This is a genomic window from Stutzerimonas stutzeri (genome assembly GCF_051028275.1).
Taxonomy (GTDB): domain Bacteria; phylum Pseudomonadota; class Gammaproteobacteria; order Pseudomonadales; family Pseudomonadaceae; genus Stutzerimonas; species Stutzerimonas stutzeri_AS.
Window position 1 is genome coordinate 2600614 of record NZ_CP069269.1, and the last position, 15084, is coordinate 2615697.

The 15084-nt window shown below is 60.2% G+C and carries 14 protein-coding genes; 6 read left to right on the forward strand and 8 right to left on the reverse strand.

Annotated elements, in window-relative coordinates:
- Window positions 1-32 precede the first annotated feature (32 nt).
- The gene (locus tag JQR87_RS11850) at window positions 33-1034 is read right to left on the reverse strand and encodes an AraC family transcriptional regulator (protein ID WP_407296953.1); all 1002 of its coding nucleotides are present in this window, start codon (window positions 1032-1034) and stop codon (window positions 33-35) included.
- A 167-nt stretch (window positions 1035-1201) separates the two neighbouring features.
- Between JQR87_RS11850 and JQR87_RS11855 the strand changes: the two genes are divergently transcribed.
- The 4 genes from JQR87_RS11855 (at window position 1202) to JQR87_RS11870 (ending at window position 4972) form a co-directional block, all read left to right on the forward strand.
- Complete coding sequence (locus JQR87_RS11855; protein ID WP_407296951.1) at window positions 1202-1519, forward strand: Mpo1-like protein; 318 nt, start codon at window positions 1202-1204, stop codon at window positions 1517-1519.
- A gap of 181 nt (window positions 1520-1700) precedes the next feature.
- A complete protein-coding gene (locus JQR87_RS11860) occupies window positions 1701-3089 on the forward strand; it encodes an adenylate/guanylate cyclase domain-containing protein (RefSeq protein ID WP_407296948.1) in 1389 nt (462 codons plus the stop codon).
- Between the two features lie 88 nt (window positions 3090-3177).
- Window positions 3178-3936: a helix-turn-helix domain-containing protein gene (locus tag JQR87_RS11865; protein WP_407297727.1), complete on the forward strand. Its 759-nt coding sequence runs from the start codon at window positions 3178-3180 to the stop codon at window positions 3934-3936.
- Between the two features lie 145 nt (window positions 3937-4081).
- Window positions 4082-4972, forward strand: a complete 891-nt coding sequence (locus JQR87_RS11870) for a DMT family transporter (protein WP_407296946.1) — start codon at window positions 4082-4084, stop codon at window positions 4970-4972.
- A gap of 47 nt (window positions 4973-5019) precedes the next feature.
- Here the strand turns inward: JQR87_RS11870 and JQR87_RS11875 are convergent, their stop codons facing one another.
- From JQR87_RS11875 to JQR87_RS11890, 4 genes are all read right to left on the reverse strand, one after another.
- Window positions 5020-6756, reverse strand: coding sequence for an IlvD/Edd family dehydratase (locus JQR87_RS11875; protein WP_407296944.1), 1737 nt, complete (start codon window positions 6754-6756; stop codon window positions 5020-5022).
- 63 nt (window positions 6757-6819) lie between these two features.
- On the reverse strand, window positions 6820-8121 hold the full coding sequence (locus JQR87_RS11880; RefSeq protein ID WP_407296942.1) for a TRAP transporter large permease: 1302 nt from the start codon (window positions 8119-8121) through the stop codon (window positions 6820-6822).
- A complete protein-coding gene (locus JQR87_RS11885) occupies window positions 8118-8690 on the reverse strand; it encodes a TRAP transporter small permease subunit (RefSeq protein ID WP_407296940.1) in 573 nt (190 codons plus the stop codon). Before JQR87_RS11885 ends, JQR87_RS11880 begins: the two co-directional genes overlap by 4 nt.
- A 78-nt stretch (window positions 8691-8768) precedes the next feature.
- Window positions 8769-9788 carry a TRAP transporter substrate-binding protein gene (locus JQR87_RS11890; RefSeq protein WP_407296939.1) on the reverse strand — a complete coding sequence of 340 codons (1020 nt, stop codon included), beginning with the start codon at window positions 9786-9788 and terminating at the stop codon, window positions 8769-8771.
- Between the two features lie 161 nt (window positions 9789-9949).
- On the opposite strand from JQR87_RS11890, the gene JQR87_RS11895 reads away from it, so the two are divergent.
- A complete protein-coding gene (locus JQR87_RS11895; protein WP_407296937.1) occupies window positions 9950-10927 on the forward strand; it encodes a LysR substrate-binding domain-containing protein in 978 nt (325 codons plus the stop codon).
- A 21-nt stretch (window positions 10928-10948) separates the two neighbouring features.
- On the opposite strand, the gene JQR87_RS11900 is transcribed toward JQR87_RS11895, so the two are convergent.
- Both JQR87_RS11900 and araD1 read right to left on the reverse strand, forming a co-directional pair.
- Window positions 10949-12529: an aldehyde dehydrogenase (NADP(+)) gene (locus JQR87_RS11900; protein ID WP_407296935.1), complete on the reverse strand. Its 1581-nt coding sequence runs from the start codon at window positions 12527-12529 to the stop codon at window positions 10949-10951.
- 129 nt (window positions 12530-12658) lie between these two features.
- Window positions 12659-13654: an AraD1 family protein gene (gene araD1 / locus JQR87_RS11905; RefSeq protein ID WP_407296933.1), complete on the reverse strand. Its 996-nt coding sequence runs from the start codon at window positions 13652-13654 to the stop codon at window positions 12659-12661.
- Window positions 13655-13777: 123 nt separating this feature from the next.
- Here araD1 and JQR87_RS11910 point away from each other — a divergent pair, with 123 nt between their 5' ends.
- On the forward strand, window positions 13778-14710 hold the full coding sequence (locus JQR87_RS11910) for a LysR family transcriptional regulator (RefSeq protein ID WP_407296932.1): 933 nt from the start codon (window positions 13778-13780) through the stop codon (window positions 14708-14710).
- Between the two features lie 22 nt (window positions 14711-14732).
- On the opposite strand, the gene JQR87_RS11915 is transcribed toward JQR87_RS11910, so the two are convergent.
- Window positions 14733-15017, reverse strand: a complete 285-nt coding sequence (locus JQR87_RS11915; protein ID WP_407296930.1) for a SelT/SelW/SelH family protein — start codon at window positions 15015-15017, stop codon at window positions 14733-14735.
- Window positions 15018-15084: the final 67 nt, after the last annotated feature.

Consider the following 15084-nt stretch of genomic DNA (forward strand, 5'->3'; position numbering starts at 1 on the left):
GGGGCAAAGCACAAGTTCCGATATTGCCAAGCTTACAGCTGCGCCCGATATTCGCCTGGCGTCATCGAGAACCAGCGTTTGAACGCACGATAGAAATTGCTCGGATCGGCAAAACCCAGCAAGTAGGCAACCTCCAGCACGGCGAGATCCTGCTGCACCAGATATTGCTCCGCCAGTGTCCGACGCGTGTCATCGAGCAGCTGCTGGAAGCTGGTGCCCTCCTCATCCAGACGCCGCTGAAGTGTGCGTTCAGGCAGATGCATCATCTGTGCAACCGAACCGCGCCGGGGCTCGCCCTGAGGTAACAAGCGGCAGATCACCTGCCGCGCCCGATGCGTTACCCGACTGTCAGAAAAGCGCGCCAGGTACTCACCGGCGTAACGATCATGCAGCTGTGCCAGTTCGGCATTGGCCGTGGGCAGCGGCATATCCACATCAGCGTCACGCATCATCAACCCATGCCTTTCGGCGTAAAAACGCAGCGGTGCCTGGAAGACCGCCTGATAAGGTTCAAGATCGGCAGGCGGCGGCCCCTGCAGATAGACTTCCAGGGGCACCAGCGGCTTGGCTGTGAGCCACCGGCAGAATGTGAGTGTGCTGGCCAGCGAGCCGTCAGCGCTTTGCCGAGCAGGAGGGAGCTGGTCCCCATGGATGGACAGGGCAAGCAGCGCGCCCTTCTCAGTGGGCGCGAACGTGAGGTCCGCACCTTCGGCAATGATGCGCTGGTAGCGCACCAGCCGTCGGAAACTCTCCCTGAGCGTGCTACTTGACATCAGCGCGTAGCCAACCACGTGCATCGCGCCAGGTCGCATCACCTTTGCCAGGTTCAAACCGATCGCCGGATTGCCGGTAACCTCGACTGCACGCTGCCAGAGCCGGGTGATGCCGTCCTGGGCGAAACGTGCATCGGGGTCGCTCAGCGCCGAGTGGTCGAGACCCAGCTCGGCGAACAGGCTGCGGCTGTCGAGGCCGTCAAGCTCGAGCGCCTGGACAATACTCAAGGCCCAGCTTGAGGAGGTGGTGCGTTCTGTCATCAATCGAATGAACTCACATCGGCTGAACAGGCACGCCGTGGTCACGGCCCAGGAAGTTTCAACCGCCTGCCGACGGTATACAAGGGCACTAAACTGGCACCGTGGGTCAGTGTCCAGCAGCAATTGCGGTTCTAGACTTCAACCACCACAACAATAGGAGGTGCAGCATGAGCACACAGACCGCCGAGCGTTTCACCCGCTTTGCAGACTTTTACCCGTTCTATCTGGCCGAGCATGGCAACCGCACCTGCCGCCGTCTGCATTATCTTGGCAGCCTGCTGGTGCTCGGCATCCTCGCCTACGCCCTCGTTACGCAGCAATGGCTCTGGTTGCTGGCGATGCCGTTGGCCGGCTACGGCTTTGCCTGGGTGGGTCACTTCATCTTCGAGAAAAATCGGCCGGCGACCTTTCAATACCCGCTTTACAGCTTCCTCGGCGACTGGGTGATGCTCAAAGACATGCTCACCGGCAGAATCCCATTCTGATACTCAGACTCAACCGGCCGGTGCCGTCGAGCACCAGCCGGCACCGCTGGTCTCGGAACGAACGGCCAGTTTGGCGCAGCGGCGGCGACTTGGTTATGATCGCAAGCCAGCGACAAACCGATGCGCTGTCATAGCAGCGGCGCGTGCTAGAGCGCCGTACCTTTCAGGGATAGCAACCATAATGTCAACCGTGACCGGTGAACGCCGTAACGGGCTCGCTACTCGCCCCCTGCGTGAGTACTACGCCCGTGTTTTCGCCTATCTGATCAGTGCCGCCACGCTTGCTGCTGGTGTGTACGTCCAGCAGTTTCCGCTAGACCTGCTTTGGATGGTGCCTTACACGCTGCTCTATCCGCATTTCGCCTATCACCTGAGCTATCGATTCAAGCGCCAACACCCCGAAAAGACCTCTCAGACACTCCTCTGCCTGGATGCGCTGAATGCTGGCGCCGGTATCGTGCTGCTCGGGTGTACCCTTGTGCCGAGCCTGATGTTTCTGCTGACACTGTGTTTCAGCGCGCTGGTGGTCGGCAGCCTGCGTAATCTGTTGATGACGTTGTTGATGGTTGCCGTCGGCATAGGGCTTACCAGCTTGTTGGTGCCTTTGCGATTCGAGAGCGCCAACTCGCCTCTGGTCTCGTCGGTCAGCATCCTGTTTACCTCGCTGTACGTATGCATTACGGCTTACTACGTCCACCAGCAGGGCGTCCGACTGGCCCAAGCGCGTAGCGAAGTGGAAGCTCAGCAAGCCAAAGCTGCACGGCTCGCACGAAGCCTGGCGAAGTACTTGTCGCCGCAGGTGTGGGAATCGATCTTCTCTGGCAAGCGCACTGTTCGCCTGGAAACTCAGCGCAAAAAGCTGACGGTATTCTTCTCCGACATCAAAGGCTTCACTGAGCTGTCCGAAGAGCTGGAAGCCGAAGCCTTGACCGACCTGCTCAACACGTACCTCAACGAGATGTCCAAGATCACCCTCAAATACGGCGGCACCATCGACAAGTTCGTGGGTGACTGCGTGATGGTGTTTTTCGGCGACCCGACCAGTCAGGGCGCAAAAAAGGACGCAGTAGCCGCGGTTTCGATGGCTATTGCCATGCGCAAGCACATGAAGGTTCTTCGCCAGCAATGGCGCGGCCAAGGCATAACCAAGCCATTGGAAATCCGAATGGGGATCAACACGGGCTATTGCACGGTCGGCAACTTCGGCGCCGATACCCGCATGGACTACACCATCATTGGCCGTGACGTTAACCTCGCCAGTCGCCTGGAGAGTTCGGCCGAGGCTGGCGAAATCCTCATCTCCCACGAGACATACTCATTGGTGAAGGAAGTGATCATGTGTCGCGACAAGGGCCAGATCAGCGTCAAGGGCTTCACCCGTCCGGTACAGATCTATCAGGTGGTGGACTTCCGTCGCGACCTCGGCGCGACCAATAGCTTCGTCGAGCACGAGCTTCCAGGCTTTTCGATGTACCTCGACACCAACGGTGTGCAGAATTTCGACAAGGAGCGTGTCATCCAGGCGCTCAATCAGGCCGCTGACAAATTGCGCGACAAGGTCATCATGTAGCACCTCCAGTCCTCGGCGCGGTCCAATGGGCGGTGCGAGTTCACACATGCCGGCACTCCGTATGCAGTCGAGACCTACCATGTCGCCCATCCTATCTCTGCGTCGATATAGCCACGACCAGATCACCCACAGCCATCAGCACACCCAGCTTGTGTTCGGCCTGCGTGGACGCTTGGATTTCGAGATTTCCGGCCGGGGCAGCCGTATACAGCAGCAGCTCCTGGCTGTGGTGCCCAGCGATGCACAGCATGCGTGCGCTAGCGCCGAGGGTAGCCTATGTCTGGTTGTCGACATCCCGGACTTGAGCTGGCTGCAGCAACGTCTTGGGCACCATGCGGACCCCGCTCAGCGTTTGCTCGAGCGCCCCGCTTCGCTGCGCCTGAACGCGACGCAAAGCCAGCTGGTCGGCTGGCTCGCCGCCAGCCCCATCAACGATGCGGTCATCAGCGAACAAGGCGCAGCCTTGTTGCTCGCAAGCCTCACTTCCGGTTGCGAGCCCGCCGGTCAGCGGTACTCGCTTCCAGCGGCAGCGATACAGGCTTATGTCGACCGGCACCTGTCCCATCCACTTGAAGTCCGAGACCTTGCGACAGTGGCCGGCCTTTCCGCGCAGCGATTCCATGCGCGCTTCGTCAGCGAAACGGGCCTCACGCCTCAGGCGTTCGTCCGGCTACGGCGCTTGCACCAGGGGCGAGCATTGCTGCTCACTACCCGGCTACCAGTCGGCGAGATCGCAGCACGGGTCGGTTATGCGTCCCAGAGTGCGTTTACCGCAGCGCTCGTTCGTCAATACGGCATCACCCCACGGGCACTCCGGCGCGAGACGCACGACAAATCGCGAGAGTAGTGCGACAGACCAACCGCCACCCTTCTCCTACCATGAGCGCTCACCAGTTGCGCATGTGCAAACGCATGCTAACGCGAGGCTTCATGAACCGCTCCAAGTCATCCGTATTACCTTTCTGTCAACGTGCTCCGCTGGAAGCCAGGCCATGACCCATCGCAACGCTTTGCTGGCAATCCACTTCGGCGCGCTGATGTTTGGGCTTTCGGGGATTTTCGGCAAACTCGCCGAAAGTACGGCATTGATCATCACGCTTGGCCGAGCAGGCTTTGCGGTCGTGGCGCTTTTGTTGGCCGCGCAATTCTTGCGTAATGGGGGCGTGGCCCCAAACTGGCGCCAGCGGGCCGGACTTTTGCTCGGCGGTCTTTTGCTCGGCGGCCACTGGCTCACCTTCTTCATGGCCGTGAAAGTAGCAGGTGTAGGTATCGCCACACTGGGTTTCGCCAGTTTCCCTGCCTTTACCGTACTGCTGGAAGGGCTGCTGTTCCGCGAGCGCACCCGGCCGGTGGAGTTTGGCATGGTGGGACTGGTCTGCGCCGGTTTGCTGCTCGTGACACCGCACTTCGATCTTGCCAGCGAGACCACACTGGGCCTGATCTACGGCATCGTTTCGGGATTGATGTTCGCCCTGCTCTCCCTGCTCAACCGTGCGATTACCGGGGGCATTGACCCGGTGCAGGCCGCACTCTGGCAGAACGGAACTATCCTGCTGTGTCTTCTACCTTTTACATGGTCAACATTGCCCGCCGTCCCGGCTATGGACTGGCTGTGGCTGGCATTGCTCGGCGTGTTCTGTACCGGCGTGGCCCACAGCCTGTTCGTGGCGAGCCTGAAGGTACTCAAAGCGCGAACGACGGCGGTAATTTTCGCGCTGGAACCGGTTTACGGTATCGCTATCGCCTGGTGGTTGTTCAATGAACAACCCACAATGCGGATGCTGTTCGGTGGTGCCTTGATCATCCTCGCCTCGGTCATCACCAGCCGGCTGAAAGCCCCGGCCGTGACGGACGCTGCCTCGCCTATGGTAAAAGCCCCATAGTGATTGGCTTTCAGCGAGACGGCAACCATACCGGCGGCTAACAGTCATCAGTGCGAGTGGCGCGGGACCTCGGCGCCACGGCAGCCCACCAGGAAGTCGAAGTCGCAACCCTCGTCGGCCTGCATCACATGCTCGACGAACAGCCGCCGATAGCCGCCGTCCCACAGCAGGCCCTGCGGGGCCTGCCAGGCCGCCAGCCGCTCCTGCAACTCGATATCCGAAACGTCGAGGTGCAAGCGGCCCTCGTAACAGTCCAACTCGATGAAGTCGCCGTTGCGCACGACCGCCAGCGGTCCGCCGGCCGCGGCTTCCGGCGCGACATGCAGCACAACGGTGCCGTAGGCGGTTCCGCTCATACGGGCGTCGGAAATGCGCACCATGTCAGTAATCCCTTTAGCCAATACCTTAGGCGGCAGGCCCATGTTGCCGACCTCGGCCATACCCGGATAACCCTTGGGCCCGCAATTCTTCATGACCAGGATGCAGGTTTCGTCGACGTCCAATTCCGGATCGGCGATGCGCGCCTTGTAGTCGTCGAAGTCCTCGAACACCACCGCGCGCCCTCGGTGCTTCATCAGCTCTGGTGTTGCCGCCGAGGGTTTGAGTACCGCGCCGCTGGGTGCGAGGTTGCCGCGCAATACGCAGATGCCGCCATCCTTGCGCAGCGGGTTATCTAACGTACGGATGACCTCGTCCTCGCCGTAAATCGGGGCCTGAGCGCAGTTGTCCCAGAGTGATTTGCCGTTGACGGTCAGCGCATCAGGGTTCGGTAACAGGTTGTTTTCACCCAGCCGGCGAATCACCGCGGGCAGCCCGCCTGCGTAGTAGAACTCTTCCATCAGGAAACGACCTGAAGGTTGTAGATCGACAATGGTGGGCATGCCGCGTCCAATACGTGTCCAGTCATCCAGTTCGAGCTCGACCCCAACCCGCCCAGCGATCGCCTTGAGGTGGATCACCGCGTTGGTCGAACCGCCAATGGCAGCGTTAACTCGGATGGCATTCTCGAAGGCTTGCTTAGTCAGCACCTTGGACAAGCGCAGATCCTCGTGAACCATGTCAACGATGCGCATACCGGACAGGTGAGCGAGCACATAACGGCGCGAATCCACTGCTGGAATTGCTGCGTTGTGCGGCAATGAAGTACCGAGGGCTTCTGCCATGCAAGCCATGGTCGAGGCCGTTCCCATGGTGTTGCAGGTGCCCGCCGAGCGCGACATACCGGCCTCGGCAGAAAGGAACTCGTTGAGGTCAATCTGCCCAGCCTTATACTGCTCGTGCATCTGCCAGACGATGGTGCCCGCGCCGATATCACGACCTTTGTGTTTGCCGTTGAGCATCGGCCCACCGGTGACCACGATCGTCGGCACGTCGCAGCTCGCCGCGCCCATCAACAGCGCGGGAGTGGTCTTGTCACAGCCGACCAGCAGCACCACCGCATCCACCGGATTACCGCGAATCGACTCCTCCACATCCATGCTCGCCAGGTTGCGCGTCAGCATCGCGGTCGGTCGCAGGTTCGATTCACCGTTCGAGAAGACCGGGAATTCAACCGGAAATCCACCCGCCTCCAGCACGCCCTTTTTCACGTGCTCTGCAATCTTGCGAAAGTGCGCGTTGCAGGGCGTCAGCTCTGACCATGTGTTACAGATACCGATGATCGGCTTGCCTTGAAATTCGTGTTCGGGGATGCCTTGGTTCTTCATCCAGCTGCGGTACATGAAGCCGTTCTTGTCGGTGGTACCGAACCATTGAGCGGAGCGCAGGGGGCGTTTGTCAGTCATTGCGATGCACCTGTTATCGTCGGCTGGCTCACCTGGCCCGCCTGATTGAACGTTCGGGTTGGGTTACAGCAGCCAGGTCGAAATGGCCGGGAAGTACAGCAGCACGCCGAGCACTGCTATCTGGATCACGATGAAGGGCACCATCGAGCGGAAGATGTCAGTCAGGGTGATATCGGGAGGAGCCACGCTCTTGAGATAGAACGCGGCCGGCCCAAACGGAGGCGAGATATAGGAGACCTGCATGCTCACCGCGAAAAGGATGCCGAACCACACAGGGTCGTAGCCGAGTTCCACGACGATGGGTACGAAGATCGGCAGACAGAGCATGGCGATGCCGATCCAGTCGAGGAACATGCCCAGCAGCAGGAAGATCAGCATCATCACCAGAACGATGACGAAAGGCGCCACGTCCAGTCCGGTGATCGCCGACGAGACAAAACGGTTACCGCCCATGAGGTTGTAAACCCCGACCAGACAGGCTGCGCCGATACCGATCCAGACGATCATCCCACAGGTTTCCAGGGTCTGCGTCAGGCTTTCCTGAAGCAGCTTGACGCTGAACTCTCCACGCACCAGCACCGCCAGCAGCACGCCAAGGGCGCCCATGGCTGCGGCCTCGGTGACCGAAGCAATACCGCCGTAGATGCTCCCGAGCACCAGCCCGGCGATGGCTATCGGGAAAAACATGCCCTTGAAGGCCTCGCCAAGGGTGAGCCGCGGTACGCTGCTGTCCTTTTCCAGATGCGCACCGCCCATGTGCGGATAACGCATGCACATCACGACGACGTAGAGCATGTAGCTGCCCATCAGAAGCGCTGCCGGAATGATCGCCGCCTTGAACAGATCAGCGATCGAAACGCTGGCGATCAGGCCGTAGATGATCAGCACGATCGACGGCGGAACCATGGTGCCCAATGATCCTCCTGCGCAGACCACGCCGATGGCGATGCGCTTGTCATAACCGAGGCGCAGCATCTGGGGTAACGCCAGCACACCGAGCAGGACGATCTCGCCACCGATGATTCCGGAAATGGCGGCGAGAAAAAAAGCGACGACGATGGTCTGCACCGCAACCCCGCCAGGCAACCTGCCGGCGAAGAAGCGCATGGCATTGAACAGGTCCCGTGCCAGTCCTGATCGATCCAGCAAGCCCGCCATGAAGACGAACATCGGAACAGCCACCAGCGAGTATTCGGTGATGAAACCAAACATGCGGCTCGCAACGAGCGGCACGGCCATCGGGCCAAACCAGCCCAAGGTGAAGCCAGCGGCAACCAGCCCAGTGACGAATGCCAGCGGCAGGCCCAGCACCAGCAGCGCGAAGATCGCGAAAATCATCAGGTAAGTTGCGATCTCGATGCTCATGGCTTGCCATCCTCATCGAGACGCGCACGTCTGAAAGTCGCAATCCGCACAATCTGCTGCACGGCCATCAGCGCGATGGAGACCAGGATGACGATCTTGGTAAAGGCTGGCAGCGGCTGGTTCCAGGCCGAGCCGGACGTTTCCAGTCGCCAGCTGCCGTCCGGCGCGTGCGTCGCGTTGTAGGCCAGCACCCAAGCGGCATAACCGATCGCCAGACAGAACAAGACGCCCAATACCAGATTCAGCAGCTCTAACCAGCTGCGCTTACGTGGCGACAAACGATCAAGCAGGATGCGAATTTGAATGTGCCGGTTGGTGGCCAATGCATAGGGCCCGCCTAGCGCAAAGATGGCAGCGACGAGAAAGGTCGTTGTTTCGTGGGCCCACTCCGTAGGTGCGTTGAATCCGTAGCGCATGACAACCTCGAACACGCTGACCAGCATGGCGAGAAACACCAGCCAGGCGATCAGTTGGCCGCCGCGTCGAATAGCGCGATCGAGCCTGCCACGCCCCGGCTCTGGGGCGCAGACGTCGAGTTGGTCGTCGGACGAAGGTTGAGTGTTTTTCACAGCAGAACTCCCCGGACCCTCCGGCCTCGGCCGGAAAGTCGTTGGTCATCGGAGGTGGGACTGGCCGCCTCGCGCGGCTCAGAGCATGCCTTTGTCCTGCAGGTAGGCCTGGATGGAATCTACCGCCTGCTTGGCCTGGGGGCTGCGATCACGCCAGCGCGACCACTCGTCTCGCGCGGCCTGACGAAACTTTTTCAATTCGTCCTCGGGAAGCGAAGTCAGCGTCACGTCGCCTTTCTGCTTGGCCACCGCGACCTGCTCCTCATCCTTCTTCTGCAGGTCGCTGACCAGCTGCTCGGTAAAGGCATCGACCGAGTCTTCGAGGATCTTCTGTTGCTCTGGCGACAGATCATCCCAGAGCGCCTTGTTGACCGAGATATCCTTCATCGGCATTGAATGGAAGCCCGGATAGACAGCGAACGGCGCGTACTTGTGGTAGCCCTGCTGGTAGTTGGTGGAAAACACCGTGTAATCGGCGGCGTCGATCACGCCCTTCTCCAGGCCGGTATAAACCTCCGAAGTCGGCAGATTTACGGGCGCTGCCCCAACAAGCTTGAAGATGTTCGAAACCATGCCTTCCGGCGCACGCACCTTCAGACCCTTGAGGTCGTCGAGGCTCTCAATCTTCCGTTTGCTGATCAGCGACTCCGCGCCAACCGCGCCGGCTCGAATCAGGTGGACGTTGTACGGCTCGACCAGACGGTTGTAGCCCGCCTCGCCGCCCGCGTTGCGCATGTAATCAAGGAATGGCTCCGGGCCGTTCCAGGCACCCACCATGTTGCCGTACACCGCGAACGCTGGATTCTTGCCCGAGAAATAGCCGGGGTCGGTGATATGACCCTGGATGATGCCCGCGCCAACCGCATCCAGCGTCTCGTTGTTGCCAACGATGGTGCCGGTGGGCAGAACTTCGATGTTGATCTCGCCGTTGGTTTTTTCGCCGACGCTTTTCGCCCATTGCTGAGCGATACGGTACTCGTCATCACCGGCGTTGACGTTGATCTGGAACTTCCAATCCTGCTTGGCATAGGCATCGCTGGACGCGAGTACCAGGGTTGCCGCAAGGCCAAACCCGAAACGCTGGATTTTCGATTGCATAGCTGCCTCTCCGATTATTGTTATAGGCATCGTCTCGATCAAGACGCTGGCACTCGCCAGCAGCACCGCAGCGTCTGTCGTTGATCCAGAGCGTAGAGAGACAAGACATCATCAACAAATATATATTTCAGCCAAACCGATACATGAATGGATATAGCTTAATGAAGCCGATCAATAGCAACTGGTTCGTCCGGGCGCGTTTGAAGAACCGCCACATCCCGCTGCTGGCGGCGCTTGGCGACACCGGAAATCTCAATCGAGCCGCAATCGGGCTGGGCATTTCCCAACCTGCGATCTCGAAACTCCTGAAGGAGCTGGAGGATGGGTTGGGCGTCGAGCTATTCGAGCGCCACGCGCGTGGCGTCGTACCCACGCTGTACGGCGAAGCGATGATTCGCCACGCCAGACGCATGCTTAATACGCTGGACAGTGCCTACAGCGAAGTCGACGCGCTCCGTCAGGGGCAACAGGGGCATGTGCGCATCGGCACCATCCTGACGCCCTGTGCAGAATTGCTGCCCGAAGTCATCCGACGCGCCAAGCAGCGGTTTCCGGAACTGGAAGTCAGCATCCGAACGGGCTCGAGCCGCGACCTGTTGGCAATACTGGATGACGGGGAACTGGATTTCCTGGTGGCACGGTTTTCGGCGGGCAGTCAGCAAGACGATTTACGCTTCGAGCCGTTGGCCAATGAGCCCTTGCAGATCTGTGCGCGAGCCGGGCTGATCGAAGGCGCGATGTCCCGCGCGCAACTGAACGCAGCCGACTGGGTGCTGCCGCCAGTTGGCAGCGTGTTGCGACAGGAGTTTGATGCGCTGTTTCAACGGGTCGGCATGCGCCCACCGCGCAAGGTCGTGAATGCGGAAAACCTGTTGATGGTGACCACGCTGGTCGAGAAGGACGACATGCTGACCGTGCTGCCACGCGATGTACTGGCGCACTATGCGCGGTACGGCATGCTGGAAGAAATCGAAGTGGACGCGAGCATCGATGCCGACCTGAATCAAGGCTTGATGGCGTACGGCATCATCACCAAGACTCAGCAGCAATTCTCACCGGCAGCCGGCAGCGTTCTTGAGCTGGTCCGCACTACCGCTCTGGAAATGGGGATGGGTCAGCCAGGAGCGGCCCGCTCATAGCTGAGCGAGCCGCTTGGCGCTTTAGAGCGCGGCGTTGGTGTTTTCGCCGTCCACGAGGCGTGTGATGCCAAGCGGATTGGCATTCTTCAGCGCATCCGGCAGTAACGCATCCGGGAAGTTCTGGTAGCACACCGGACGCAGGAATCGGTCAATCGCCAATGTGCCTACAGACGTACCACGCGCATCCGAAGTGGCCGGATACGGCCCGCCATGCACCATCGCATCGCACACTTCCACACCTGTCGGATAGCCGTTGAGCAAAATCCGTCCGGCCTTCTGCTCCAGCAATGCCACCAGGTCTGCGGACTCGGCCAGATCGCTCGGTTCGGCAATGAGCGTGGCGGTGAGTTGGCCATGCAGGCCCAGCAGTGCGCGCATCAGTTCGGCCTTATCGGCGACTTCGACGACGACGGTGGTAGGACCAAACACCTCCTCCTGCAGCAGCGAATCCCCGTCAATCAGCAGCCGCGCGTCAGCTTTGAACAATTGCGGTTGCGCCTGGCTGCCCTGCTGTTCCTTGCCGGCTAAGTGGCTGATGCCCGAATGCCCTTTCAAATGCTCAACGCCGCTGCAGTAACTCTTCAGCGTCCCGGCATTGAGCATGGTCTGCGCCGGCTGTTCATTCATAAAGCCGACCAGTTTCTCCAGAAATGCATCGAATTCAGGCGAGCGCACGCCTATCACCAAGCCAGGATTGGTGCAGAACTGACCACACCCCATCACCACCGATGCGGTCAGCTCGTTGGCGATAGCGTCGCCGCGGCTTTTGAGCGCGTCAGGCATCAGCACCACAGGGTTGATGCTGGACATCTCGGCAAAGACCGGAATCGGCTGCGGACGCGCTGCGGCCATGTCACAGAGTGCACGACCGCCACGTAGCGAACCGGTGAAACCGACCGCCTGAATGAGCGGATGCTTGACCAGCCATTCACCGACACCGCCGCCGTAGATCATGTTGAACACGCCCTTGGGCATGCCGGATTTCTCTGCCGCGCGAATCACCGCATCGGCTACGCACTCGGCCGTTACCATATGGCCACTGTGCGCCTTGAACACCACCGGGCACCCAGCTGCCAACGCCGATGCGGTATCGCCACCGGCAGTCGAAAACGCCAGTGGGAAGTTGCTCGCGCCAAATACCGCAACCGGCCCCAGCCCCATGCGGCACTGGCGAAGATCGGGGCGTGGCAGTGGCTTGCGCTCCGGCAGCGCGCGGTCGATTCGTGCACCCAGGAAATCCCCGCGGCGCAGCACCTTGGCAAACAGCCGCATCTGCCCGCTGGTACGCCCACGCTCACCCTGAATCCGACCTGCTGGCAATGCTGTCTCGCGACAGACCAGCGCAACGAAGTCATCGCCCAATGCATCCAGCTCATCGGCAATCGCATCGAGGAAGTCGGCTCGTTTGCTGGCGCTCAGGGCACGGTACTCAGGGTAGGCGTTGGCTGCCGCTTGCGCCGCAGCATTCACTTCGTTTTCGGTCGCCTGATGAAATCCATACGGCAATGCTTCGCCGGTGCTGGCGTCGACGCTTTGGATCACAACGGAACCCTGCGCGCTGCGGGCCCCGGCTATGTAGTTCTGACCGCTGATATTCGGCATGGAATTGTTCCTCTGATGACGGGGTTCATGAGGCTTCGCCCAGTCCGCCTACGAGCGAAGAGTTTGAGATGTGATAACCCGGCGCGCAGTGCGCCAGGGCGTTTCGGCCAGTCACTGGCTATGCGGACGTCAGAGTGGCTTCACGCCGCCTGGGGAAATACCCGCTCGGCAAATACTGATGCCGTTGCGCAGCGGTGCGCCAAACTCATCCAGGCTGACTTCGAACAGATCGCCCGGCTGGGCCTTTATTCCGTCCGCGAAGGAGAGCGTCGCCGTCCCGAAAAAATGCACGTGAACATCGCCGGGGCGCAGAAACTGTGCATATTTGAAATGGTGATACTCAAGGTTTTCCAGCGTGTGACACATGTTTTCCTCGCCGGACAGAAACTCTTTCTCCCACAGGACCTGCTCCCCGCGGCGAATACGACTGACTCCAGCCAAGTGCGCCGGCAACGGCCCTACCCGCAACTCGGGACCAAACGAACAGTAGCGCAACTTCGAGTGCGCAAGATAAAGGTAGTTCTTGCGCTCAAGCACGTGATCCGAAAACTCGTTGCCCAGGGCAAAGCCCAAGCGGTACGGCTGACCGTCATCGCCGATCACATAGAGGCCTGTTAGCTCAGGCTCTTCACCATAGTCTTCGGCGAAATCAGGAGCGGGAAAATCACTACCGGGGCGTACCACAATGCTGCCGTCTCCCTTGTAGAACCATTCGGGCTGCGCACCGATGCTGCCTGGATTCGGCCGGCCACCTTGCATACCCCAGCGAAACATCTGCATGGAATCGGTAAGCTTGGCTTCGTCCTGCTCGCCCTGCTGGTGCATCTTGTCGCGGGTCGCGGCGCTGCCCATGTGGGTCAGGCCCGTACCGCTGACCAGGCAGTGGGCAGGATCTTCATGGTCGAGCGGCGGCAGGACCCGCCCCGCCTGGAGCAGGTCGCGGTACAACGGACCGGCTTCCCGCGCCTGGCACTGGACGTGCTCGGCCAGGCTGCGTTGATTGCGTATTGCCGCCAGGGCCAGCTCCCGTGTGCTGGACAGCTCGGCAAGCACGTCGATTCGCTCGCCAGCTACCAGCCCCACGTGCCTGCGCCCCTGCTCGTTTTCGAATTGAATCAACCGCATGCGCACCTTCCTCTTATTGTGATAACGCCCCGCCTGATGGAGGTTTACGGCGATCACTTTAAAAACCGCCTCCGCTGGTGCCTAATGACGGCTTCTGATTAAGCGATAACTTTCAGTCATCCCATGATTGCCGCTCTCCCCTCCATCGTGTCCCGACTTCGACTCAAACAGCTGCGGTTGTTGATCGCGCTAGACGAACAGGGCTCGCTGCACCGCGCAGCCGAGCAGGTCTTCATTAGCCAGCCTGGCGCGACCAAATCGCTGCATGAAATTGAAAATACATTTGGAGCAGAGCTGTTCACTCGCAACAGCCAAGGACTGGTGCCCAACGATCTGGGCCGCTGCGTGATCCGCTATGCCCGGTTGATCCACAGCGATCTGGCGCACCTGCGTGAAGAGATGGTGGGCATTCTGCAGGGGCATGGGGGGCGGCTTTCCGTCGGCACCATCATGGGCGCGGTACCTATGCTGATGCGCGCGCTCGGCCGGCTAAGGCGAAAACAGCCGGAGCTTTCGGTCGAGATCGTCGAGGACACTAGCGCGCGGCTTCTGGGCATGGTCGATCAGGGCCGACTCGATCTGGCGATTTGCCGCAGCAGTGTCAGCCAACGCCCGGACGCCTACGACTGTCTGACACTACACCCCGAACAATTGACGGTCGTGGCCCACCCAGATCACCCGGCGCGCGCCGCCACGACGCTGGAGCTGGCCGACCTCAGCGTCTACCGTTGGGTGGTCTATCCAGCAAACATGCCCATGCGCCTGCTGCTCGAACGCGAGTTCAGTCAGTGTGGGCTGGAATTTCCACGTTACCCGGTCGAAACCGCTTCGACCTTCACCATGCTCAGCCTCCTGCAGGAGGACCCCGAACTGGTAGCCGTCATGCCATTGGCCGTGGCCGAATTCAGTAAGAAGTTCGGTATGATTCGCCGCTTGCCGTTAAAACTGCAGTCACGCAGCGAGCCCTATGGCGTGATCGCCCGCCACGGCAGCACGTTGTCAGCCGCGGGGCAGCTGCTGTTGGAAGAACTGCAAACCGAGCAGCTGTCGATCTGATCGTTTGGCCGCTTGAGCATGCTCAGGCCCGATCGTTATGTCCAAGATCTCGCTCCGGGTCGATTTGGTCCCGTACGCGCTGTTTCAGGACCTTGGCTTCAGGAAAACCGCCGTCGAGCTTGCGTTCCCATATCTGCACACCGTTGCAGGTGATGTGAAAGGTCCCGCCCGTTGCTGGCACCAGCGATACCTTGCCAAGGTCATCCGAAAAAGTCGAAAGCAGCTCTTGCGCCAGCCATGTGGCGCGCAGCATCCATTGGCATTGGGTGCAATAGGTGATGACAATTTCAGGCTTGGTATCGGTCATGTCGAGGGGCTCGGGTAGCTGGCGGGACGCCTATAATAGCCGCCATTTCACCTTGATCTGTCCGGTG